This window comes from Streptosporangium sp. DT93 (assembly GCF_049844535.1).
Lineage (GTDB): Bacteria > Actinomycetota > Actinomycetes > Streptosporangiales > Streptosporangiaceae > Streptosporangium.
Window position 1 is genome coordinate 390,850 of record NZ_JBNCLF010000006.1, and the last position, 23,092, is coordinate 413,941.

The following is a 23,092-nucleotide window of genomic DNA, read 5'->3' on the forward strand; positions in this document are numbered from 1 at the left end:
CACCCAGCAACGACACCACCTCACCCTCAGACGCCTCCACCGCCACCATCACCCCCCCCCCCCCCCCCCCCCCCCCACCAACCCCCCCCCCCCCCCCCCCCCCCCCCCCCCCCCGCACCCCCCCCCCCCCCCCCCCCCGCCCCCCCCGGGGGGGGGGGGCCCCGGGGCGGGGCCCGCGCGGGGGGGGGGGCCCCCCCCCCCCCCGACGACGGTCCCGGCTCCGGCCGGGAACGATGTGGTTCAGTGTGGTTCAGTCGCCCTTGCGCCCGCCTCCGGAGAAGGCGTCGACCGCGGCCTGGCAGAAGGCCTTGAGGTCGTCGGGCTTGCGGCTGGTGATGAGCGTGTTCGGGCCCGCGGAGCAGACCACCACCTCGCGGTCCTCCCAGTCGGCCCCGGCGTTGCCCAGGTCGGTCCGCAGGCTCGGCCAGGACGTGACCTTGCGGCCGCGCACCACGTCGGCCTCGATCAGCGTCCAGGGCGCGTGGCAGATGGCCGCGACCGGTTTGCCCGCGTCGAAGAAACCCTTCGCGAACGCGACGGCCTCCGGCACGGTGCGCAGCAGGTCGGGGTTGGCGACGCCGCCGGGCAGTACCAGCCCGTCGAAGTCGGCCGCCGAGACCTCCTCGACCGTGGCGTCCACCGGGAAGCGGTCGGCCGCGTCCAGGTGGTTGAAGGCCTGGACCTGACCCTTCTCGGTGGAGACGAGCCGGGGCGTGCCCCCCGCCTTCTTGACGGCGTTCCACGGTTCGGTGAGTTCGACCTGCTCGATGCCCTCCGGGGCCACCAGGAACGCGATCGTTGTACCGTTCAGCATGTCGTCCCCTCTGTGACGTGCGGTGATGTCCTCACCAGGGCCTGATGCCCCCTGTGCCGGGATCTATGCGGGGCCGCCGGTACCACCGGTGGCGTTCCGCGTCCGGCGGCGGCGCAGGCCCGCGGCGGTCAGCCGGGCGACGAGCTCGCGCGCGGGCACCTCCTCGGCGCCGAGCGCCACGGCCCGCGCGTACACGGTCTCGGGGACGTCGTAGTGGTCGCGGTCGAACGCGCGGCGCGGCACGCCGAGCGCCTCGGCGAAGGCGTGCAGCTCCTCGACCGAGACGTCGCTGACCAGGTGCGACCAGAGCAACCCGCGCGGACCCGGCCACGCGGACGGGTCGATGAGGACGCTCACCGCCCGACGAGGTCGAGCGCGACCTCCAGGGCGGCGTCCTCCACCTCGTGGTCGGCGAGTCCCGCGTCCCGCAGCATGAACCACGCGGAGTGCATGACGAACAGGGCCGTGGTGTTCCGCAGCCGGGTGGCCGGGGAGTCGTCCGGATCGACCAGGAAGGCGACCAGCAGGAACATCTGCTCGCGGGCCTTCTCCATGATCGGATGGTTCTTGAGCGAGGTCTGGTTGCGCTCGAAGAAGCGGATGATCTGGCGGTGCCTGCCGTGCTTGAGGTCCCGGGAGTAGCGGCGCAGCAGCTCGCGCCGGGTCTCCTCGGTGCGCGGCTGCGTCTCGGCCCAGGCGACGAGATCCTCGATGGTGCGCGCCCTGTCCTCGGCCAGGCTGAGGACGATGTCGTCCTTGGTCTTGAAGTGGTAGTAGAGAGCCGCCTTGGTCACGCCCAGGGCCTCCGCGATCTCGCGCAGCGAGGTGGCCTCGTACCCCTGTTCGATGAAGAACCTCAGGGCGGTCTCCTGGATGCGCGTCCGCGTGTCGGACTGTTCCCTCATGGCTCCCTTTACCAAGAAATCAACTTGACGGCCGGCAAGTAAGCGGCCTACATTCCCAGCATATCCGACGCTAGCCGGTCGGCAAGTAAGTACATTTTCCAGGGGGCGTAAAAGTGAAGCAGACCGCGGCCGCGCCGGCGCGGCGCCGCGAGGTCATGGTAGTGCTGCCGGGGCTCATGCTCGCGATAGCCCTGGCCATGCTCGACAACATGATCGTCGGAACCGCGATGCCGCGCATCGTCGGGGAGCTCGGCGGCCTGAACCACCTGTCGTGGGTGGTGACCGCCTACGTGCTCGGCACCACCGTCTCGACCCCCATCTGGGGCAAGATCGGCGACCTGTACGGCAGGAAGAACATCTTCCTCGCCTCCATCGCCCTGTTCATGCTCGGCTCCGCGCTCTGCGGGATGGCCGGCTCCGACCTGCTCGGCGGGCCCACGGACGGCATGGCCCAGCTCATCGCGTTCCGCGCGCTGCAGGGGCTGGGGGCCGGCGGCCTGATGGTCAACGCCATGGCGATCATCGGCGACCTGGTCCCGCCCCGCGAGCGCGGCCAGTACCAGGGCATCATGGCCGCGGTCATGTCACTGGCAATGATCGCCGGGCCGCTCGTCGGCGGGTTCATCACCGACCACCTCGACTGGCGCTGGGCCTTCTACGTGAACCTGCCGCTGGGATTCGTCGCGCTGGCCACTCTGGTCGTCACGCTGAAGCTGCCCAGGCTGCGCACCGAGCACCGGATCGACTGGCTGGGGGCGGCCCTGCTCTCGGCCGGCATCACCGCGCTGGTCCTCATCACCACCTGGGGCGGCAACGACTACGCGTGGGGCTCGCCGCAGATCCTCGGCCTGGCGGCGCTCGCCGTGGTCACGCTGGCGGCGTTCGTCCCGGTGGAGCGGCGCGCCGTCGAGCCCATCCTGCCGCTGCACGTCTTCCGCGACCGCAACTTCACCCTGATCTCGGGCGTGGGCTTCCTGCTCGGGTTCGCGATGTTCGGCGCGATCAACTTCCTGCCGCTCTTCCAGCAGACCGTCCAGGGCGCCACCGCCACCAACTCGGGTCTGCTGCTGCTGCCCATGATGGGCGCCTCCATGGTGGTCTCGCTCTTCGTCGGCCGCGCCATCACCAAGACCGGCAGGTACAAGGCCTATCCCGTCCTGGGCGGCGCGATCATGGCCGTCGCCATGTGGCTGCTCTCCCTGATGGACGTGAACACGCCGTCCTGGCAGACCGGCGTGTTCATCGGGGTCCTCGGCCTCGGCATGGGCTTCCTGATGCAGATCACCATGCTCATCGCCCAGAACAGCGTCGAGCAGAAGGACCTCGGCGTCGCCAGCAGCACCTCGACCTTCTTCCGTTCCATCGGCGGCTCGTTCGGCGTCTCGCTGTTCGGCGCGATCTTCAACAACGAGCTCACCGCCGGCCTGCGGAGCAGCCTGGGCGCGGAGGGCGAGCGGCTCGCCTCGGGGGGCGCCCAGTTCGACCCGGCCGCCATGCACGAGCTGCCCGCGAACGTGCGGACCGGCTTCCTGGAGTCCCTGGCGGGCGCCATCTCCGAGATCTTCTGGTGGGCGATCCTGTTCGCCGTGCTGGTGCCGCTGCTGGCGGCCTTCATCAAGGAGATCCCGCTGCGCGGCGGCCCCGCCGAGGCCGCCGAGTCGAAGGAGGGGCCGGTCCCGGTCCTGGACTGAACGCCCGGCGCCCGGGGGAGGGGGGCGGGACCCGGCCGCCGCCGGGCCCGCGCCTTCGGGCGGGGTCGGGGGCGCGTGCGTAAGCAAGCTCCGGCCCAGTGATTCTCAAGTCGCCCCCCTCACGATGGGCGCATGACGACAAGCATCCCCGCCGGATACCTCACCCGCAGGCCCCAGGCCGACGACGCCCGCAGGATCCACGAGCTGATCTCCCTCTGCGACACCCAGGTGATCGGCAAGGCCGACATGACCCTCGACGACGTGGCCGACCAGCTCAACGACTCCTCCTTCGACCCGAAGGCCGACGGCTGGCTGGTCCACGACACGGACGAGAGGCTGGTGGCCTGGGCCTGGGCCTGCCGCAAGGGCACCGGCGACAACGTCGACGTCGACGTCGTCGTGCACCCCGCCACGCCCGAGCTCACCGCCCCGCTCTGGGACACCGTGACCGAGCGGGCCAGCCAGATCACCGCCGGCCTCGGCCACGACCGGGCCGTGGTGGACATCGGCCTGTACCGCGAGGACAGCGGCAAACGCGCCGTCGCCGCCGCCAGGGGCTTCACCCCCGCCACCAGCTTCATCCGGATGCGGGCCGACCACACCGGCTCGATCGACCACCCCGGCCTCCCGGCGGGCATGACCGTGCACGACGGGCTCACCGAGGAGGTGCGCCGCCAGGGTCACGCCGTGGAGCAGGCCGGTTTCGCCGAGCACTTCGGCTTCGCCCCCAAGGACTACGACGAGTGGTACGACGAGCTGGCCTCCTCCGCCAGCACCGACTGGTCGCAGCTCGCGGTCGCCCGCATGGACGGCGAGCCCGTGGCGATGCTGCTGGGCACCAACGCCTTCCTCGGGGACGAGGACTGCGGCTACGTGCGCCGGCTGGCCGTGCTGCCCGCGTTCCGGGGCCGCGGCCTGGGCCGGTTCATGCTGCGCAGGGCGTTCGCCGAGGACGCCGGTCGCGGGCGGGCCGGAACCTACCTGCACGTCGACGCCAACAACAGCACGCCCGCGCTCGACCTCTACCTGTCGGTGGGCATGCGCCAGGTGCTGGCCATCGACGTCTGGCGGCGCACGATCTGACCTGCCCGGCTCAGCCGACGTGGCGTACTTGATCGGTCACGGTCTCCAGCAGCGCTCTCAGCGCGGGAGCCGTCGGGCCCTCCCGGGTGACCGCGACGAGGCGCCGCCGGACGTCGGCCTCGGCGACGTCACGGATCGTCAGCGCGGCGTCCGCCGCCGGCAGCGCCAGGACCGGCAGCAGTCCGACGGCCCCGGTGGTGCGTACGAGTTCGAGCTGGATCTCCGCGTCGTTGGAGCGGTGCCGCACATCCGGCTCGTAGCCGCCCAGGGACCGGCAGGTCCCCACCACCATGGCGTGGTGGCCGGTACCCGCGGCCGAGGTGACCCAGACCTCCTCGCGCAGCGAGGCCAGGGCGACGGGTCCCTCCCGCCGGGCCGACGGGTGCGCCGGTGAGAGCACCAGCCTGAGCGGTTCCTCGTGCAGCGGCGTGAAGCACAATCCCGCCGGCCGGGGGCGCGGGTGACCGTCGTACTCGTCGCTGATCACCAGGTCGACCGATCCCAGGCGCAGCCCCGGCAGCGCCTGCTCCAGTTCGAGTTCGGAGACCTCCGCGCGCACCAGCGGGTGCCGGAGCATCAGACGGGCCACGGCGGGCACCAGGAGGCGGCGCGCCGCCGACTGCAGGCCGCCGGCGCGCACGGTGCCGCGGACCTCGCCGCCCAGGGACGCCAGGTCCGCCGCCGTCGCCTCGGCCGCCGCCAGCAGGATCCGCGCGTGCCGCGCCAGCAGCCGCCCGGCGTCGGTCAGCCGTACGCCGCGTCCGGCCTTCTCGAGCAGCCGCGCGCCGACCTCCCTCTCCAGGACGCTCAGCTGCTGCGAGACCGCGGAAGGGCTGTAGTCCAGGGCCGTCGCGACCGCGGCCAGCGTCCCGCGTTCCTCCAGCTCGCGCAGCAGGCGGAGTCGGCGGAGATCAAAGGTGATCATGCATGAATGCTAACGAATCACCTCCATCAATCGTCGCTGGACGTGACGGGTCACGGCCCTCGATGCTGACGGGCATGGGTCCCCTGATGTGTCTGTTGTCCGCGGCGTGTTTCGGCGCGATGGCGGTCTTCGGCAAGCTCGCCTACTCCGCCGGCGTCTCGCCCCCGGCGCTGCTGCTGGTGCGTTTCGGCCTGGCGGCCGCCGTGCTGACACTGCTGCTGCTCCTGCGGCCGGGCCTTCGCCGCACCCCCGCACCCCCCGCCCCGGCCCCCCGCCCCGGTCGCGTGACCGCCCGCGTGCTGGTGACGGCCCTCGGGCTGGGCGCGATCGGGTACGCGGCGCAGGCGGGCCTGTACTTCTCGGCGCTGGAACGGATGGACGCCTCGCTGCTGTCCCTGGTCTTCTACACCTATCCGCTGCTGGTCACCGTGGCGGCCGTCCTGCTCGGCCGCGACCGCCTGACCTCCGGGCGGGTCGCCGCGCTGGTGGCCGCGTGCTGCGGAACGCTGCTGGTCCTGCTCGGCACCGGCGGGCTGGACTTCGACCCGCTCGGCGCGCTCCTGGCCTTCGGCGCCTCGGTCACCTACACCGTCTACATCCTGGTCTCCGACACCGTGGTGCACCTGCTGCCCCCGGTGGTGCTCTGCGCGCTGGTGATGACCGGAGCCACCTTCACCCTGGCCGTCCGCACCCTGCTCACCGGCGGCGTCGACCTCGGCTTCGGCACGGAGGGCTGGTTGTGGCTGTGGTGTATCGCCATCGTGTCCACGGTCGTGGCGACGCTCACCTTCTTCGCGGGCCTGCGACGCACCGGCCCCTCCACCGCCGCCATCCTGTCGACCTTCGAACCGGTCGTCACCACGGCGCTGGCCGCCCTCACCCTGACGGAGTTCCTCACCCCGGTGCAGCTGGCCGGTGGCCTGCTCGTCCTGTCCTCCGTCGTCGTCGTGCAGGCCCGGCCGTTGCGGGCCGGGCGCCGCGGCCGGGGACCGCGCCGGCCGTCCGGGCGGCCCGCCGCCGAGGTCGCGAAGGAGCCCGTGCCGAGCGCGCGGTGACCCTGCGCCGGGGCCGCCTCGCACCCGGCGCGACGTCCGCGAGAACGTCGATCCTCCCGCCGTCACGGTGCCGTGGGCCGCAGATCCCGGCGGCGCAGCAGCGGCAGCGCGCACACCCCGGTGACCAGGATGGTCCCGGCCAGGGCCAGTGCGGTGGTCGTCACCGACCCCGAGCCCAGGTAGAGCGTCCCGAACGTGGCGACATCGCCTGGATCAGGGCACATCCCGAGGCCCCCGCGACCGCCCACACCCCTCCGGTGACCGTCCCGGGGTGACCCCGGTCGTCCGGTCAGCGGTCGGGCCGTACCCGGTGCTTGGACAGGTGGGCCAGCACCGCCTGGTTGGCCTCCCAGCCGTCCGGGAACTTCACCGGCACGCCGAGCTGGACCGGCTCGGCCGACGGGTGGGCGTCCAGCAGCTCGGGGATGCCCGCCCTGGCCACCACGACGCAGGCGTGCCGGTGGCGGGACGTCAGCACGCACAGCCGCCCCGACTCCAGGTGGAACGCGGTGGCGTCGCGGCGCCCGGAGAGCGGGTGCAGGACGATCGTCACGTCGTACTCCCGGCCCTGCAGCCGGTTGGCGGTGTCCACGGTGACCTCCGGCGGCACCCCGGCCGCCCTGATCGCGGCGACCTGGTCGCGGTGCGCGGCGCCGATGGCGATCCGGTCGGCGGTCACCGGGTGGCCGCCCCGCTCGGAGTGCGCGACCGGGCCGCGCTGCAGCAGCCGCGCCGCCAGCTCCGCGGTCGCCCGTACGGCCTCGGCGTCGGTGCGCACCGTGTGGCGGCTCGGCAGCTCGTACAGCGCCCAGCCGGAGGCGGCGGCCTCCTCCAGCGCCAGGTCGTGGCTGGTGCGCATACCGTCCACGGTGAACTCCAGCGTCCGTTCGCCGTGCCCGGTCCCGGCGCGGAAGCCGGTGAACGGGTAGAACGCCTCGGAGATGACCGGCGCCGCCGAGGCGGGCAGCCGCCAGGAGACCGGCAGCCGGTGCACCGGCAGGTCGGGGTTGTGCCGCAGCAGCACCGCGACCGCGCTCTGCACCGGGTCCCACGACAGGCCCGCCCAGCGGTCGCCGTCCACGATGGAGAACGGGTCGAGCTGGCCGGGGTCGCCGACGAACAGCGACCGCTCGAACAGCGAGGCGATGCGCAGCAGCTTGTCCGACCGCATCTGGTACGCCTCGTCCACGATGGCCCAGGGCCAGGTGCGGTCGCCGATCCAGGCCCACTTGTCGGCGGTGGCGATCACCACCGCGGGGTCCCCCAGGTCGGGCAGCTTGCCCGCCACCGAGACGTTGGGACGGGCGAGGATGCGACCGGGCGTGATGTAGCCGCTCGCCGACAGGCGGCCGATCGGCAGGTCGGGGTGCTCGGTCGCGAGCCGCTCCACCAGGTCGTCGACCTGCTCGTTGGTCTGGGCGACGATCATCAGCGGCTCGCCGGTCTCGGCGATGTGTCCCGCGGCCCGCACCACCAGCGTGGACTTGCCCGCGCCCGGAGGGGAGTCCACCACCACGCCGCGGTGGCGGGGCAGGTCGGCCAGGACGGCGCTCACCACGGCCGCCGCCTCCTGCCGGGGCGTCGGGTGGGCGCTCACAGCCATTCCTCCTGCGCGTCGTCGTCGGTGGGCACGTACTCCTGCGGGGGACCGCCGTGGGTCCACGGCGTCCGCTCGGGGTCGGGCAGCGCCGCCGACGACTGGAAGTCGTCGGTCAGCGAGGTGTACGAGACCCGCTCGCCCGGCTCGGGCACCGACCCGGGGGCCGGAGTCCTGCCCCGCCCCATCCCCTTGACGATCTTCAAGGTGATCTCCCCGCCCGCGATCTCGACGATCTCGGCGCCGTGGCCCCGGCGGTCGGGGCTGCCGACCACGGTGCCGGGCGTGAGCCGTACCGGATCGTCGGTCCTGACCGTGATCAGCGGCCGGAGCTTGCGCGAGCGTCCCTCGCCCTCGCTGTGCTCGGGGTCGGCGGACGTCACCGTCCCGGCGAACGCCTCACCGGTCAGCCGGTACTCGGCCATGAGCAGCGGGTCGTCGTGGGCCCGCTGCACGTCGTAGCCGGCCCGCGCCCGCTCCAGCCCGGCCAGCCGGGCGGCGGCGCCGACCGCCCCGTCCCTGCGCGCCTGCGGCGGCCCGCCCTCGGCGACCCGCTCGGCGAACCGGGTGAACGACCCGCGATCGGCCTCCCAGCGGTCCCTGACGCGCGCGCCCTCGGGAAGGGAGCGCAGCAGGTCCACCGACCGCCACATCAGCCGCCAGGTCGGGTCGAGCTGGGTGCGCACCGCCTGGCTCACCCGGTCGACGGCGCGGTCGGTCGGCGCGTCCTCGTAGGCGCGGATCGCCGGGCCGAGCACCTCGTTGTCGAAGCCGGGGTCGGTGGCCGGACCGGCCGGGGGCCACAGCAGCGGGTCCTCGGCCTCCTCGGCGGCCTGGCGGCCCGACATCCCCGCCGGGGGATCGATCCATCCCATCAGCGCCGCGAGGTTGGCGTCCTCCAGGGCGCTCTGCCCGGTCGCCCAGTGCAGGGTCAGCGCCTCGGTCGCCACCAGCAGCGTCGAGGAGCCCGGCTGCTGCGACCGGTCGGCGAAGTAGGTGAGCCACCGGCCCAGCAGCGGCACCGACGGGTGGACCGGGTAGGGGCCCTCGGCCCTGCGGAACCGGGTGGAGCGGCCGAGCAGCCCGACGAACGAGGCCGCCGGCCGGTTCGGCACCAGGATCTGCGGCGCGTCCAGGCAGCGCTCGTACGGCTCGCCGCCCCTGCGCTCGACCGTCTCGGTCGCCTTGGAGAACCCCTCCACGTACGGCAGCAGCACCTCGGCCAGCCCGGCGGTGAAGGCGAACCGCAGGTCCCGGTTGCGCGGCTGGGGCACGACGAGCAGCCGCGGATGGTGCGGGTCGGTGCCGACCATGGCGGCCAGCGGCGCGGCGGCCTCGCCCGCGAGCCTGAGCGGGATGAACACCAGTGGCTGGGCGGAGACGTGGCAGTGCCGGACCGTGGTGATCCGCTGCGCGACACCGTCGCGGACCGCCCTCAGCCGCGCCAGCGCCGTCAGCGCGCTCATCCGCGGACCGCCCTCGGCCGTGCCGCCGCTGTCGGCGCGCTCACCTGCGGCCCGCCTTCGGTGGCGCCGTCGCCGCGCTCATCTGCGACCCGCCCTCACCGCGACGACTCCTCGCGCAGCCGGTCCGCCAGCCGCAGCAGGCGGGCGATCTCCTCCTGGCCCTCGGCGGGCTCGCGGGTGCCCTCGGCCAGGCCCAGGGCCTCCTCCACGCCCGAGACGCCGCCGAGCTGGTCGCGGATCTGGCGTCCCAGCTGGTCGGTGGACCCGCAGGCGCGGGCCTCGTGGCGGCAGAACATGCACATGTCGCAGGTTGCCAGGCAGTCCGGCGCGTACCGGGCCGGCACTTGCAGCAGCGCCTGGGCCAGCTCCTCGGCCGAACGGGTCGGCACGCCGTCCTCGCCGGGGGCCAGGTCGAAGGTCAGGTCGGCCGGCAGCCCCTGGACCAGCTGCTCGATCCTGGTCATCCGGGTGAGCTGGCGGTTGAGCACCGAGAGCTGCTTGCGCACGTCGACCAGCGCGGCCGTCGGGCGGTTGGCGAAGTTCTCCGGGCAGACCAGGACCACGTCGTGGGAGACCCGCAGCGGGTCGTGCCCGAGGTCGGCCATGAGTGTGCGCAGCGCCAGCACGTACACCGCCGCCTGCCGGGCCGCCGCCGCCACCTTGTCCGGCTCGGCCTGCCCGTCGATCATGCTGAACGACTTGATCTCCACGATGTGGAAGCGCCCGCCGATCTGGAAGGCGACCACGTCGGGTTCCAGGTAGGAGGTGTGCCCGGCGATCTCCAGGCTGAACAGCGGATGGTCGTAGAAGGCCGCGGCCGCCTCCTCCTCGCGCGCCGCGCGGTCGATCAGCGCCCGCGTGTGGGAGTGGCGCAGGTGGGAGCCGACGCTCTCCACGTCCTGGTAGCCGACCTGCTCGACCGGCAGGCCGAGCAGCTCGCGCAGCAGCCGCAGCAGCTCGGCGCAGCCGTTCTCCTTCACCAGCGCCTCGAACACGTTCCCACGCGTGATCGCGAACTGCGACTGGCCGAACGGCGCGGGAAAGCCGACGTGCCGGGCGGTGCGGTCCTTGTCCACGCCTGCGGCGTCCATCACCGCCCGGCGCGTGCAGCCGGGGTTGGCCGCCAGCGCGGCGATGGCCCGCGCGTCGTGCGGGCGTGACTGCACCGGCCCGCGCAGCTCGTCGAGCCTGATCACGACAGCCCTGTCCCGGAGCGCGCTCACGAGTCGGTCCCCCCGTCCAGTCCGGTCCTCAACAGACCCCCCTCACAACGTCCATCGCGGTCGTGCCGAACAGGCGCTCCGCGTCCGGTAGTCGTCTCGTCGCCCGTGCCGCCACCTCGGCCCGCTGCGCGGTGTCGGCGGCGCGGTGCACCTCCAGCTCGGCCCGTGCCGCGCGGATCACGGTCGCGGGGCCGGCCGGGGCGAACCCCTCGACGGCGCCCGGGATGTTCTGCGCCATCCGCGACAGCAGTCGCACCGCGCCCGGCGGGGGCTCCGCCAGCCGCGTCAGGTGCTCGGCGACGCGCATGGCCGAGACGAGGAAGTCGACACGCGGGCTCAGCGGCCCCAGGACCCGCCGCTCGGGCGGCCACGTGCTGTCGGCGAGCAGCCCCCGGGCGGGGGAGAGGCGGTCGGTCAGCGCGGCGCACAGGTAGTACGGCCTGGCGTAGGGGTCGCTCCGGAAGGAGCGTTCCTCGTCCCGGCGCAGGCTCGTCAGCTGGGAGCCGCGCAGCTCGCGGGAGAAGAACGCGTCGTTCACCGCGACGATCAGCTTGGCCGGCGTCGGCACGCCCAGCATGGCCAGCGCCTGGTGGACCTGCTCCCTGATGGGCACCAGCGAGGCCTCCGGCTCGCGCGGGGCGTGCGTCCCCGACAGCGTCCCCGACGGCGTCCCGGACGGTGCCTCGGCCGGTGTCTCGGTGGCCACCGCCGCGTCCCAGGCCTGCTCGGCCCGGCGCAGGTCCCCGCGCAGCGTCCTGGCGAGCGAGTTCTCCCTCGCCTTGACCGCCCGTCGCACCTCGGCGCGGAGGTCGGCGATCCGCCGTTCCAGCGCGTCCAGTGAATCACTCACGGCCCGGAGCGTAACAGGAGTTCCACCAGTCTCCTGCGTATTCCAGCCATTTCCAGCATTAGGCGTGTCGAATTAAATACTGACAATCGGGCGAAAAGGAACATTTAATACGAAAGATCACCGGGGATGGTGTGTCAGGCCGGAACCGCGTCGGCGTCGGCGGGCTCCCGCGCCTCCTGCGACCTCTCACGGTTCCCGCGGCTCCTCGGGTTACCGCGGTTCGGGGGACCCCGGTGACCCCGGCGGTTCGGGGAACCAGGAAGGAAGCGGGCGGGTGTGCACCACGTCCAGCCGCGACACCGCGCGGGTCAGGGCCACGTAGAGCAGGTGGGGCCCCCGCGCCCCGGTCCCGGCGATCCGCGCGGGCTCGACCACCACCACGTGGTCGTACTCCAGGCCCTTGGCCATCGAGGCGGGTACGGCGGTGACGCGGCCCGCGCGGGTGCCGTCGCCCAGAGAGGTGACCTCGACGCCCCCATCGCCCAGCGCGGCCGTCAGCGCGTCCAGCGCGGCATCGGCGGCGATCACCGCGATCGAGCCCTCGTGGCCGAGCGCGGCGCGTACCGCGGCCACCGTGCCCTCGCCCGGGTCGGGCACCCGCCGGACGACCAGGCGGCCGTCCGTGCGGAAGGAGCGGGTCCCGGGCACGTCCACGGCCAGCTCCTCCAGCAGCCGGTTGGCGACCGCCACCACGACGGCGGGCACCCGGAAACCGGTGGTCAGGGCGATCAGCTCGGCCCCGGGCCTGCCCAGGTGGGTGAGCTGGTCCCGCCAGACGCGGGCCGCCCACGGCGTGGTGCCCTGCGCCAGGTCGCCGAGCACGGTGATCGAGCCGTGCTCGCTCCTGCGCGCGATCGCCCGGCACTGCATGGGCGAGAGGTCCTGGGCCTCGTCGACGATGACGTGACCGTAGCCCCGCGGCCGTTCCAGCAGCCCGGAGAGCTCGTCGAGCAGCACCGTGTCGGCCGCCGACCACCGCGCGCTCCTGAAGGAGCGCGGGGGCCGGGCCCACGGGAGCGCGGCCCGCTCGCCCGGCGTGAGCACGCCGTCCGCGACCTCGTCCAGCACGGCGGGGTCGCCGAGGACCTCCGCCAGCACCTCCTCCGGCCGGACGGCCGGCCAGGCCGCGTCGACGGGCCCGGCGACCGCCCTGGCCATCCTGCGCGCCCAGGCCGCGTTCGCGTTCTGCCCGCGCGCCTCGGCCTGCCGCAGCAGCAGGGCCACGACCCGCGAGAGCACACGCTCGCGGCCCACCCCGTACGAGGTCGTCTCCCGCAGGGCGCCCGCCACGACGAGCCGGAACTCCTCCGCCCCGACCCGCCAGCGGTAGGAGCCGTCGGGGACGGCGATCCCCTCCCGGGGCGGCGTCACCCGCCGGTACAGCGCCCGGCGCAGCACCTCGGCCATCCGGGCGTCGTGCTTGACGGCCGCGGCCTCCTCGGTCTCGCCGGGGCCGCGCGTGTCGCGAGTGGCGCGGGTGTCGCCGGTGGCGCGGGTGTCCCGGGTGGCGCCTCCTCGCAGCGGCCCGCGCGCCAGCAGGGCGTCCACGGTGGTCTGCTCGACGTCGACCTCGCCCAGCGCGGGGAGCACGGCCGCGATGTAGCCCAGGAAGGCCCGGTTGGGGCCGAGGATCAGCACGCCCGCCCGCGAGAGCCGCTGCCGGTGGGTGTAGAGCAGGTAGGCGGCCCGGTGCAGCCCCACCGCGGTCTTGCCGGTGCCGGGCGCCCCCTGGACGCAGATCGACTCCTCCAGGCCGGCGCGGACCAGCTGGTCCTGCTCGGGCTGGATGGTGGACACGATGTCGCGCATCGGCCCGACGCGGGGCCGTTCGATCTCGGCGGCCACGATCCGGCTCACCACGCCCGTGGCCGCGCCGCCCCTCCCGCCTGTGTCGTCGATGTCCTCGCGGGTGTCCTCGCGGGTGTCCTCGTGGACGTCGAGGAGCTCGTCCTCGAAGCCGGTCAGTGCCACCGGCTCCCGGGACCAGCCGAAACGGCGCCGTACGGTCACCCCGCGCGGGTCGCGGGCGCTCGCCCGGTAGAACGTGGTGGAGACCGGAGCGCGCCAGTCGATCACCAGCGGCTGCCGCCCGGGGCCGCCGGAGACGTGCCGGCGGCCGATGTAGTACCGCTGCCCGGCATGGTCGGCATGGTCGGCATGCCCGGTGTGGCCGGGGCGGGCGGGGCCGAAGTCCAGGCGGCCGAAGAACGGCGGGCCGTCCGGCTGTTCCTCCAGCTCCTTGGCCTGGCTCCTCAGGTCGTAGCCCAGCCTCTCGGCGCTGTAACGGTCACCCGCGACCCGCTCGCCGATGACGACGTTCAGCCGCGCGCCGTCGATCATCCGGCCGATGGCCGCCTCACACTCCGCCAGGTAGGCCCGCTCGTCGTCGAGTCCGCCGTCGGTCATCGCGCATCACCCCTAAGTCTTAACTCGGTCAATATATTAACCGAGTTAACCGCCTGTTAGGCTGGAACGCGTGACAGGGCTTCGTGAACGCAAGAGACGGCAGGTCCACGAGACGATCTCGGCGACGGCCGTCGCGCTCTTCCTGGAACGGGGGTTCGACGAGGTCTCGGTCGCGGAGGTGGCGGCGGCGGCCGAGGTCTCCAAGCCGACGCTGTTCAAGTACTTCCCGACCAAGGAGGACCTCGTCCTGCACCGCATCTCCGACCACCAGGGCGAGGCCGCCCGGATCGTACGGGAGCGGGCGGCGGGCGAGGCGCCGCTGGAGGCGCTGCACCGGCACTTCCTGGCCGGCCTGGAACGACGGGACCCCGTGACCGGCCTCAACGACCACCCCGAGGTGCTCGGCTACCACGGAATGGTCTTCGCCACGCCCGCCCTGGCGGCCCGGGTCTTCCAGTACATGGCCCGGGACGAGGAGGCGCTCGCCGTGGCGCTCACCGCGCTCGTCGACGACCTCACCGCGCGGCTCGTCGCCGGGCAGGTGCTGGCCACGCAGCGGGTGCTGGCCCGGCGGAACTGGCAGGCGCTGGTGGACGGCGAGACGGCCGACCGGGCCCATCCCGCGGCCGCCGCCGCCGCCGACCACGCCTTCACCCTGCTCCCGAGGATCGGCTGACCCCCGGTCCCTGCGGGCGTCCCGGTCCCTGTGCGGGTCCCGGCCCCTGTGCGGGTCCCGGCCCCGCCGCCGGGTGACCGTACGTTCGCGGCCGGTGACGGGCGGCCCCGTGGCCGCCCGTCGGCCGCGTTCTCAGCCCGCGATCTCGCTCCGGTCGGCCGACCACAGGGTGTGGAAGGCTCCCTCGCGGTCCATCCGCTGGTAGGTGTGCGCGCCGAAGAAGTCGCGCTGCCCCTGGATCAGGGCCGCGGGCAGCCGCTCGGCGCGCAGCCCGTCGTAGTAGGCCAGCGCGGTCGAGAAACCGGGCGCCGGGATGCCCAGCTCGGCGGCCCTGGCCACCACCCGCCGCCAGGAGTCCTGCGCCAGCGTCAGCGCCTCGGCGAAGTAGGGGGCGGCGAGCAGCGTGACGGGCTTCTCCTTCGCCTCGTACGCCTCGCGGATGCGGTCCAGGAAGACCGCGCGGATGATGCAGCCGCCCCGCCAGATCGTGGCCAGCGCGCCGAGGTCGAGGTCCCACCCGTACTCGGCGCTGCCGACCCTGAGCTGGTCGAACCCCTGGGCGTAGGCGACGATCTTCGAGGCGTACAGCGCCCGCCGCACGTCCTCGGCGAACTCCTCGCCGAGGGTGCCGGCCGCCACGCCCGACGGGCCCGGCAGGCCGCGCGCGGCGGCCCGCAGGTCCGCGTGACCGGACAGGGAACGCGCGAACACCGCCTCGGCGATGCCGCTCACCGGAACGCCCAGGTCCAGCGCGATCTGCACCGTCCAGCGGCCGGTCCCCTTCTGCTCGGCCCGGTCGGCGATCACGTCGACGAGCGGCGTGCCGGTGCCCGCGTCGACCTGGCGGAGCACCTCCGCGGTGATCTCGATCAGGTACGAGGACAACTCGCCCTCGTTCCACTCGGCGAAGATGTCCGCCAGCTCCGCCGGGGTCCGGCCGAGCCCCTGCCTGAGCAGGTCGTAGGCCTCGGCGATGAGCTGCATGTCGGCGTACTCGATGCCGTTGTGCACCATCTTCACGAAGTGCCCGGCGCCGTCGGGGCCGATGTGCGTGCAGCAGGCCACGCCGTCCACCTTGGCCGCGATGTCCTCCAGCAGCGGCCCCAGCGCCTCGTACGACTCCCTGGAGCCGCCGGGCATGATGCTCGGCCCGAGCAGCGCGCCCTCCTCCCCGCCGGAGACCCCCGCTCCGACGAAGTGCAGGCCCCGCGCGCGCAGCGCGGCCTCGCGCCGCCGGGTGTCCAGGAAGTGGGCGTTGCCGCCGTCCACGAGCATGTCGCCCGGCTCCAGCAGCGGGGCGAACTCCTCGATCACCGCGTCGGTCGGCGCCCCCGCCTTGACCATGATCAGAATGCGCCGGGGGCGCTCCAGCGCCGCGACGAGATCCTCCGGGGTGTCGCAGGGGACGAAGACGCCCTCGTCGCCGTGCTCCTCGATCAGGGCCTTCGTCCTGAACTGGGACCGGTTGTGCACCGCCACGGAGTGCCCGTGCGCGGCCAGGTTACGGGCGAGGTTCGCCCCCATGACGGCCAGTCCTGTCACGCCGATCTGTGCCTGAGTCATCGCGAACCTCCAGCTCGGAGAAACCCGGTTCCGTGACCGGGAGAAGAACGCGACACGATGCCGCCGACGGCTTTGTCGAAAACCTGAGCGAATTCGCCCGGGATGCCGCCGGTGAAACGCCACTCTCGTCATGACCTGTATGGCTTTGGAGGTGGACGTTCACATTCTTCCTTCCTCCAACTTTTCACGCCCGGTGTCGCCGCCCCGCACCCGCCCCGGCCGTGGGCGCCCGGACGGCTCCGGCCGCGCGCCGGACGGCGGAGGTCCCGTCCCCCTTCCGGGGACCGGCACCGGGCGGGAGCCCACCCCGGGGACAACCCGCCCCCGGGGGGCTCAGCGGCCGAACCTGATGCCCGGCGTGTCCAGGCCGATGAGGCCGCCCAGGCACCGGTAGGTCCGCGTCCCGCCCTCGAACTGCTCCTTCGAGGGCGGCAGGACCGTCCCGTGCCACCGGGTCCGCCGGTCGTTGCGCCCGTCGTGCGTGGAGGCGAGCATGACCTTCTCCGAGCAGAGCCTCTTCACCGTCGGGTGCTTCTCCAGGGCCGCCAGGTCGTAGGTGAGCCCGTCCGGCGGCAGCGGGGCGATCGCGAACGTCTCCCACGAGTGCCTCTCCTCGCAGCCGACCCGCCTGGCCGTGGTGTCGCCCGCCATCGACACCAGGCCGCCCCAGCACTCGGCCTCCGCCGTGCACGCCGCCCTCGCTCCGGTCACCGCCGCGGCGGGACAGCCGGCCGTGACCGTGGCGACGTCCGCGACCCCGGTGCCCTGGGAGGCGCCGCCGCTCGCGGGCGCCTTGCCGGAGCCGTCCCGGGGTGCCTCGACCCCCGCCGGGGGAGAAGGGAGCGTGTCGCGGTTCTCCATGAAGATCAACCCGATCCCGACCAGCAGCAGGATCACGAAGGCCGCGGCCAGCGCGGCGAAGACCCGCGCGTTGGACGGCGCCGGATGCCCGGCGCCCGCCCCGGGAGGCCGGGTGCCCGACCCGGGACGGCGCGTGCCGGACACGGGGGGCCGGGTGCTGGACATCCCCTTCGCGCCCGGCGACGTCAGGTGCGACCGCGCCGCCTCGCCGGTGCCGCCCCGCAGCGCCGGTCCCGCGTACGCCGCTCCGGCACGCGGTGAGGAGAACGGCTCGTGCGCCTCGGCGTAGGCCACCGGCCGGTCGGGACGCGGCCGGCCGGGCGCCGGGGTCCGGGCGGGATCGGGAAAGTGAGCGGGGGTGACGGGGGTGACGGGGGTGGTCGCGGGTCGCGGGGAGGGGGACCCGCTTCCCGACAGGCCCGGGACGGCCCGGTCCAGGCGCAGGTCGGTGAGGGCGTCGCGCAGCGCCGCCACCGAGGCGGTACGGCGCGCCGGATCCGGGGCCATCGCCTCCCTGAGCACGGCGGTCAGCTCCGGCGGCACCCCCGGGATCTCGGGGATCGGCAGCCGGTGCAGGGCCATGATCATCGCGATGTTCACCACACCGCTCTCCGGGAACCGCGGCGGGCGTCCCGAGAGCAGCGCGTACAGCGTGGCGGCCAGGGAGTAGACGTCCCCCGCGGCAGACGGCTCGGTGAGCTCGAACGCCTCGGGCGGCGCGTAGGCGGGGGTGAGGGACTCGCGGGTCACCGACGCCTCACCGCCCGAGGACGGCATGGTCGCCAGCCCGAAGTCGGAGAGCACCACGTTGCCGTACCGGTTGATCAGGATGTTGGCGGGTTTGATGTCCCGGTGCAGCACCCCGGCCGCGTGCGCGGCCGACAGCGCGTCGGCGATCCGGACGCCGATGTCGACCACCTCGGCCGGCGGCAGCCGCCTGTCCCGCTCCGCCTGCATCCGGTCGAGCAGCGACCCGCCCGGGCACAGCTCCAGCACCATGTACGGCCGCCCGTCGGGCAGGACCCCGGCGTCGTAGACATGGGCGACGTGCGGGTGGCCGGACAGCGCGCCCGCGGAGGTCACCTCACGCATGAACCGGCGCCGGTCCCGCTCCGAGACCAGCACCCGGTTGTCCACCTTGAGCGCCACCTCGCGCTCCACCGCCAGCTGCCTGGCCCGGTAGACGATACCGAAACCGCCCTGGCCGAGCACACCGGACACCTCGTAGCCCGGCACCGCAAAGGCGCCCGCTTCGGCCACCTGCCACCTCCTGGAGACGAGCGGCAGATTACCGGACATTCGCCATGCGCCCGTGGGGATCCGCGCGTCCGGCCCCGGTCTCCCGGCCCCGGCTCCCCCGCTCCGGCCCCGGCTCCGGCGCTCGTTACGGACGGGCGGGCCGTTCCGCCACGTCCATCGCCAGGCCCGCTGCCACGTCCGTCGCGACGCCCGCTGCCACGCCCGCTGCCACGCCCGCTGCCACGCCCGCTGCCACGCCCGCTGCCACGCCCGCTGCCACGCCCGCTGCCACGTCCGTCGCGACGACCGCCGTCACGCCCGGTCGAGCAGGTGCTCGCGGGTCCGTCCCGCGCCCACGGCGTGGTCGTCCCCGAGCCGGGACAGGAGCGCGTCCCAGCGGGCACCGATGGTGGCGAGGTCGTAGTCGGCGGCCGTCCGCACGGCACCGGCGCCGAGCCTGGCGCGCAACTCCCGGTCCTCGATCACGCGGCAGAGCGCCTCGGCGAGCGCCGCGGGCCGTCCCGGCGGGACGAGCAGCCCGTTGTACCCGTCCCGGACGATCTCCCGGGGACCGTGCGGGCAGTCGAAGCCGACCACCGGCACCCCCTTGCTCATCGCCTCCAGGATCGTCATGCTGAACCCCTCGTAGCGCGAGCTGACCACGTTGATCGAGGACTGCGACAGCTCCCGGCCGATCTCGGCCGAGCTGCCCATGAGCAGCATCGTGTCCGACAGCCCGGCCTCCTCGATCCGGGTACGCAGCTTCTGCTCGGCCGGGGCCTTGCCCCGCCCGTAGACGCGCAGCACCCAGTCGGGGTGCGCCGCGGCGACCGGCTTCCACGCTTTCACCAGCAGGTCGAAACCCTTGGCGTGCACGAACCTGCCGACGGCGATCACCACCTTCTGGTCCAGCCCCGAGACGTCCCCGGCCAGTGGGGGCACGGCGTTGGGGATCCGCAGCATTCGCCGGGGAGGCGGCCTCAGGACCCCGCGGTAACGCTCCAGGTCCCTCTCGGTGAGCGTCACGAAGGCGTCCAGCCTGCCGTAGCGCCGCTTGATGAGCCGGACGACCTCCGGGGAGTGCAGGTCGAAGGCCACGTGCTCCTGACCGATGGTGATCACGCCCGGTGGCGCGAACAGCGCGGTGATCAGGTTGAACCCCGGCCGGGTGGAGATCACCACGCCGGTGCGCATGGACCGCAGGAAACGGACCGTGCGCAGGTCCGTCAGGAGCGAGACCGCCCGGTGGACGTTCTCCTGCCGGGGGATCAGGACGCTCGGCAGGCGCGCCAGCAACGCCGCCACCGGGCCCCGCGGCCGGGTCCTGTCGTCCAGGAACCTCACCCGCACGCCCGGGGGAATGGGGAAGAACGGACTCTCCACGGTCCGGACCACGCTGACGATCTCGACGTCGCGCTCGCGCGCCAGGTGACCGGCCAGGTTCAGCACCGTCCTGATGGTGCCGCCCATCCCGTAGGCGTGCTGCAGCAGGAACCGGACCGTTCCCGTGTCGGCCGCCGGGGCACGCCTCGCCCTCCTGGCGTTGAGCATCCGCAGCAGCCCGAACGCCGCCCGCCGGCCGGCGTGGAGCGTACGCCGCCCCGCCCGCCGTCCCAGGCGCTCGACCCGCCGCGACAGGCCCCGCTCCCGGCGTCCGGCACGACGCGCCGCCTCGCGTCCCCGCCGCGCGGCACGGTGCAACACCCCCGGCAGATGCCGCCCCAGCCGTCCTTCGCCCGCTCGAATCTTCCCCGACATGCTGAGAACCCCCCGCCGGTCCCGCCCTGCCTGCCTTTCCCATTCCCAGAGCCGACCTCACCAAAGCGCGCACACCGGACATCGTGTCCACGCTGGGCGGCCGTCCTATGCTGTTGCCTCCGGACGAGGGGAGCGGCGGTGGGCGGACGGGATCCTGACCGGCGGCGGGCACTGCTCGACGCCGCGGACCGGGTGATCCGGCGAGAGGGGCCCGAGGCGTCCATGGCGTCGATCGCCGCCGAGGCCGGGATCACCAAACCCATCCTCTACCGTCACTTCGGCGACAAGAGCGGGCTCTACCAGGCCCTGGCGAACCGGCACGTGCGCACCGTGATCGGCCTGCTCCGCCCGGAGTTCGACCGGGCCAGGACCGACCTGCGCAGCCGTGCCCGCACCACGATCGACGCCTACCTGGAGATGATCGCGGCCAACCTGAACCTCTACCGTTTCCTCTTCCACCGGGCCGGGGCCGAGGACAGCCGTACCCACTCGCAGATGACCGCGATCGTGCGCGGCCTGGGGGAGGAGCTGGGCACGGTGATCGCCGCGGAGAGCGGTGTCCTCGACCCGGTCCGCGCCCAGGTGCTCGGTCACGCGTTCGTCGGCATGGTCCAGGCCACCGGCGACTGGTGGCTGGAGCATCCCGAGGTGGACAGGGCGGAGGTCGTCGAAGGGCTGGTCGCCGTGATCGTGGCGACGATGTCGGCCACACTGCCACGCTGACCGCGCCCCTCCGAGGCCCGCCGCGCTGTCCGTGGTCCTCCGAGGCCCGTCGTCCTGTCCAGGGTTCTCCGAGGCCCGTCGCGCCGGTCGCTGTCGGTCGCTATTCGCCGAAGCGGGACAGACGCCCGCGGGTGCGGGCGTGCCGCAGTGCCCACGCGAACAGGACCAGCGAGCCGGCGAGGTAGACGACGTCGAGCAACGCCGCCCAGGCCAGACTCTGCCACGGTACGGCGCCGCCGGCCAGGACCGTCCGCATCCCGGTGAAGACGTGGGTCGCCGGAAGGAACTCGGCGATGACCCGGAGAGGACCGGGGAGCGTCTCGACCGGGTAGAAGATCCCCGCCAGCGGCTGCACCACGAAGACCAGCGACCAGGCGATGACCTGGGCGTTCTCGCCGAAGCGCAGCACCGCGCAGATTCCCACCAGGCCGAGGGACCAGCCCATCACCAGCAGCAGCGCCATGAACGGGACCATCCCCGCACCCATGCTCGTGACGCCGAAGCCGTAGAGGGCGAGAGCCAGCCCCGCCATGATCGCGACGGCGAAGACGACCTTGCCGAACGAGAAGACGATCAGCCCGACCACGTACTCGACGTTGGAGAGCGGGCTCACCTGGACGTTCAGCAGGTTCCTGCTCCAGATGTCCTCGAGGAAGGCGATGGAGATCTCGTTGCTGGCCTTCTGGAGCACCTGCCACAGCAGGACCGCGCCGAGCAGGAAGGTCGCGATGAAGGGCACCCGCTGCGACTGCAGGAACAGCGTGACGAATCCCCAGACGAACAGCTCGATCGTGGGCCAGAAAACGATCTCGAACATCCGGATCGGGCTGCGGCGGAGCGCCGCGAGATCGCGGAAGACCACCCCGCTGATCCGTTGCCTGCGGGCGGCCGCGCTCAGCGGGGGCAGCGTCACCGTCATGACCGTGCCACCTTGAGGAAGACCTCTTCCAGATCCTCGGCGCCGTAGACGCTCGTGAGCTCGGCGGCGCTGCCGCTGGCCACGATCCGGCCCTGGGACATGAAATGGACGCGGTGGCACATCCGCTCCACCTCCTGCATGTTGTGCGACGTGATGAGCATCGCCCTGCCGCTCTCCTCGGCCACCCGGACGAGCAGGCCGCGGATGCGGTCACCGGCGTCGGGGTCGAGGTTGGCGGTGGGCTCGTCCAGGATGAGCAGGCTCGGTTCGTTGATCAGGGCCTTGGCGAGCTGTACGCGGGTGCGCTGACCGGAGGAGAGTTCCATCACCCGGCGCCTGCGCAGCGGTCCCAGGTCCAGCAGTTCGACGACCTCCTCGACGCGCGCCCTGGGCCTGCGCACGCCGTACAGCCGGGCGAAGGCGTTCAGCACCTCCCGCACCTGGAGGACTCCGGGGAGGTCGACGTAGCTCGCCGCGAAGTTGATCCGGCTCAGCACCTCGGTCCGGTTCCGGTCGAGATCCAGGCCGAACATGCGGATGCTGCCGCTGTCCGGGGTCATCAGGCCGAGGAGCATGTGCAGCGTCGTCGACTTTCCCGCGCCGTTGGGACCGAGCAGTCCGACGATCTCGCCCATCTCGACGGTGAGGCTCACCTCCTGTACGGCGGTCACGGGGCCGAACCTCTTCACGAGCGTCAGGGCCTCAAGAATCACCACCAAGCAAGCGTGCGGTTCGCCGACCTTCCGGGGCAATCGGTTTTCCGCCCTGGGAGGGGTCTTGATTTGACGACGCGGGGCGAGGTTCGTAAGGTTCACTGACCCGAGGGGGACGGCGCGAGCGCCGGGGCCTCGGAACCCTCACTGACGATCTTCGCCTCCACGGGACTTCGGTTCCGGATGAGGACGATTCGACATGAATCGGACGATCTAGTAGGTTAGAAGGGTTGCCCCGAAAGGGGTGGCCTGAATTCTGAAAGGCGAGCTTGGTCGGGTCGGTTTGACACGAAAAAGCGGGCCTGAAAGAATAAGGGCACAACGAAAGAACAAAAAGAATACCAAATGGAACGCCCCTGGTGGTCGGCCGGTTGAATCGGCTGGGTGGTGGGTGTACGCGTCCGTTTCTTGAGAACTCAACAGTGTGTTAAAAGCCAGTGCATGAAGCACAACCCCGTCCTACCACCCTTGTGGTGGGGGATGGATTCCTTTGGTTGATACATCCATTGCCCGGAGTGATCCGGTTGGTGGGTGCTTTCAGCTGGGTGGGACTGTTCAGACATTGTTTGGAGAGTTTGATCCTGGCTCAGGACGAACGCTGGCGGCGTGCTTAACACATGCAAGT

At 72.8% G+C, this 23,092-nt stretch carries 20 protein-coding genes and 1 rRNA gene; 6 read left to right on the forward strand and 15 right to left on the reverse strand.

The genetic code is table 11. From position 1 onward, the window contains the following. Positions 1-250: 250 nt before the first annotated feature. The 3 genes from ACLQ2R_RS16510 to ACLQ2R_RS16520 form a co-directional block, all read right to left on the reverse strand. Positions 251-814 (reverse strand): type 1 glutamine amidotransferase domain-containing protein, encoded by a 564-nt coding sequence (locus tag ACLQ2R_RS16510; RefSeq protein ID WP_425960427.1) that lies wholly within the window; start codon positions 812-814, stop codon positions 251-253. A gap of 63 nt (positions 815-877) precedes the next feature. Further along, positions 878-1,171: a DUF4031 domain-containing protein gene (locus ACLQ2R_RS16515; RefSeq protein ID WP_425960428.1), complete on the reverse strand. Its 294-nt coding sequence runs from the start codon at positions 1,169-1,171 to the stop codon at positions 878-880. Further along, a complete protein-coding gene (locus ACLQ2R_RS16520) occupies positions 1,168-1,719 on the reverse strand; it encodes a TetR/AcrR family transcriptional regulator (protein ID WP_425960430.1) in 552 nt (183 codons plus the stop codon). Before ACLQ2R_RS16520 ends, ACLQ2R_RS16515 begins: the two co-directional genes overlap by 4 nt. Before the next feature lie 113 nt (positions 1,720-1,832). On the opposite strand from ACLQ2R_RS16520, the gene ACLQ2R_RS16525 reads away from it, so the two are divergent. Both ACLQ2R_RS16525 and ACLQ2R_RS16530 read left to right on the forward strand, forming a co-directional pair. After that, entirely contained in the window at positions 1,833-3,410 is a 1,578-nt protein-coding gene (locus ACLQ2R_RS16525; protein ID WP_425960432.1) for an MDR family MFS transporter, read from the forward strand. Positions 3,411-3,542: 132 nt separating this feature from the next. Then, positions 3,543-4,493: a GNAT family N-acetyltransferase gene (locus ACLQ2R_RS16530; protein ID WP_425960434.1), complete on the forward strand. Its 951-nt coding sequence runs from the start codon at positions 3,543-3,545 to the stop codon at positions 4,491-4,493. Positions 4,494-4,503: 10 nt separating this feature from the next. Here the strand turns inward: ACLQ2R_RS16530 and ACLQ2R_RS16535 are convergent, their stop codons facing one another. Next, positions 4,504-5,418, reverse strand: coding sequence for a LysR family transcriptional regulator (locus tag ACLQ2R_RS16535; RefSeq protein WP_425960436.1), 915 nt, complete (start codon positions 5,416-5,418; stop codon positions 4,504-4,506). Between the two features lie 74 nt (positions 5,419-5,492). Here ACLQ2R_RS16535 and ACLQ2R_RS16540 point away from each other — a divergent pair, with 74 nt between their 5' ends. Further along, a complete protein-coding gene (locus ACLQ2R_RS16540) occupies positions 5,493-6,473 on the forward strand; it encodes a DMT family transporter (RefSeq protein WP_425960438.1) in 981 nt (326 codons plus the stop codon). Between the two features lie 62 nt (positions 6,474-6,535). Here the strand turns inward: ACLQ2R_RS16540 and ACLQ2R_RS16545 are convergent, their stop codons facing one another. The 6 genes from ACLQ2R_RS16545 to ACLQ2R_RS16570 all read right to left on the reverse strand — a co-directional run bounded on the left by ACLQ2R_RS16545 (position 6,536) and on the right by ACLQ2R_RS16570 (position 14,015). Then, positions 6,536-6,697, reverse strand: a complete 162-nt coding sequence (locus ACLQ2R_RS16545; RefSeq protein WP_425960439.1) for a hypothetical protein — start codon at positions 6,695-6,697, stop codon at positions 6,536-6,538. Between the two features lie 65 nt (positions 6,698-6,762). Then, positions 6,763-8,076, reverse strand: a complete 1,314-nt coding sequence (locus ACLQ2R_RS16550) for an AAA family ATPase (protein WP_425960441.1) — start codon at positions 8,074-8,076, stop codon at positions 6,763-6,765. Further along, positions 8,067-9,536 carry a hypothetical protein gene (locus ACLQ2R_RS16555; RefSeq protein WP_425960443.1) on the reverse strand — a complete coding sequence of 490 codons (1,470 nt, stop codon included), beginning with the start codon at positions 9,534-9,536 and terminating at the stop codon, positions 8,067-8,069. Before ACLQ2R_RS16555 ends, ACLQ2R_RS16550 begins: the two co-directional genes overlap by 10 nt. 95 nt (positions 9,537-9,631) lie before the next feature. Beyond that, the gene (locus ACLQ2R_RS16560; RefSeq protein WP_425960445.1) at positions 9,632-10,759 is read right to left on the reverse strand and encodes a hypothetical protein; all 1,128 of its coding nucleotides are present in this window, start codon (positions 10,757-10,759) and stop codon (positions 9,632-9,634) included. A 28-nt stretch (positions 10,760-10,787) separates the two neighbouring features. Next, positions 10,788-11,609, reverse strand: a complete 822-nt coding sequence (locus tag ACLQ2R_RS16565; RefSeq protein ID WP_425960447.1) for a hypothetical protein — start codon at positions 11,607-11,609, stop codon at positions 10,788-10,790. Positions 11,610-11,819: 210 nt separating this feature from the next. Further along, positions 11,820-14,015, reverse strand: coding sequence for a HelD family protein (locus ACLQ2R_RS16570; RefSeq protein ID WP_425960448.1), 2,196 nt, complete (start codon positions 14,013-14,015; stop codon positions 11,820-11,822). A 70-nt stretch (positions 14,016-14,085) separates the two neighbouring features. Here ACLQ2R_RS16570 and ACLQ2R_RS16575 point away from each other — a divergent pair, with 70 nt between their 5' ends. Beyond that, positions 14,086-14,691, forward strand: coding sequence for a TetR/AcrR family transcriptional regulator (locus tag ACLQ2R_RS16575; RefSeq protein WP_425960450.1), 606 nt, complete (start codon positions 14,086-14,088; stop codon positions 14,689-14,691). Positions 14,692-14,823: 132 nt separating this feature from the next. Here ACLQ2R_RS16575 and gndA read toward each other — a convergent pair whose 3' ends face one another. From gndA to ACLQ2R_RS16590, 3 genes are all read right to left on the reverse strand, one after another. Further along, positions 14,824-16,254, reverse strand: coding sequence for an NADP-dependent phosphogluconate dehydrogenase (gndA, locus tag ACLQ2R_RS16580; RefSeq protein ID WP_425960452.1), 1,431 nt, complete (start codon positions 16,252-16,254; stop codon positions 14,824-14,826). Positions 16,255-16,587: 333 nt separating this feature from the next. Then, positions 16,588-18,375 carry a protein kinase domain-containing protein gene (locus ACLQ2R_RS16585; RefSeq protein ID WP_425960453.1) on the reverse strand — a complete coding sequence of 596 codons (1,788 nt, stop codon included), beginning with the start codon at positions 18,373-18,375 and terminating at the stop codon, positions 16,588-16,590. A 291-nt stretch (positions 18,376-18,666) separates the two neighbouring features. Further along, the gene (locus ACLQ2R_RS16590) at positions 18,667-20,112 is read right to left on the reverse strand and encodes a glycosyltransferase family 4 protein (RefSeq protein WP_425960455.1); all 1,446 of its coding nucleotides are present in this window, start codon (positions 20,110-20,112) and stop codon (positions 18,667-18,669) included. Positions 20,113-20,250: 138 nt separating this feature from the next. On the opposite strand from ACLQ2R_RS16590, the gene ACLQ2R_RS16595 reads away from it, so the two are divergent. Beyond that, positions 20,251-20,835 carry a TetR/AcrR family transcriptional regulator gene (locus ACLQ2R_RS16595; RefSeq protein WP_362815332.1) on the forward strand — a complete coding sequence of 195 codons (585 nt, stop codon included), beginning with the start codon at positions 20,251-20,253 and terminating at the stop codon, positions 20,833-20,835. A gap of 100 nt (positions 20,836-20,935) precedes the next feature. On the opposite strand, the gene ACLQ2R_RS16600 is transcribed toward ACLQ2R_RS16595, so the two are convergent. Continuing rightward, complete coding sequence (locus ACLQ2R_RS16600) at positions 20,936-21,754, reverse strand: ABC transporter permease (RefSeq protein ID WP_425960458.1); 819 nt, start codon at positions 21,752-21,754, stop codon at positions 20,936-20,938. Next, on the reverse strand, positions 21,751-22,470 hold the full coding sequence (locus tag ACLQ2R_RS16605; RefSeq protein WP_425960460.1) for an ABC transporter ATP-binding protein: 720 nt from the start codon (positions 22,468-22,470) through the stop codon (positions 21,751-21,753). Before ACLQ2R_RS16605 ends, ACLQ2R_RS16600 begins: the two co-directional genes overlap by 4 nt. Positions 22,471-23,030: 560 nt before the next feature. Here ACLQ2R_RS16605 and ACLQ2R_RS16610 point away from each other — a divergent pair. Continuing rightward, a 16S ribosomal RNA gene (locus ACLQ2R_RS16610) occupies positions 23,031-23,092 on the forward strand; the annotation flags it as partial.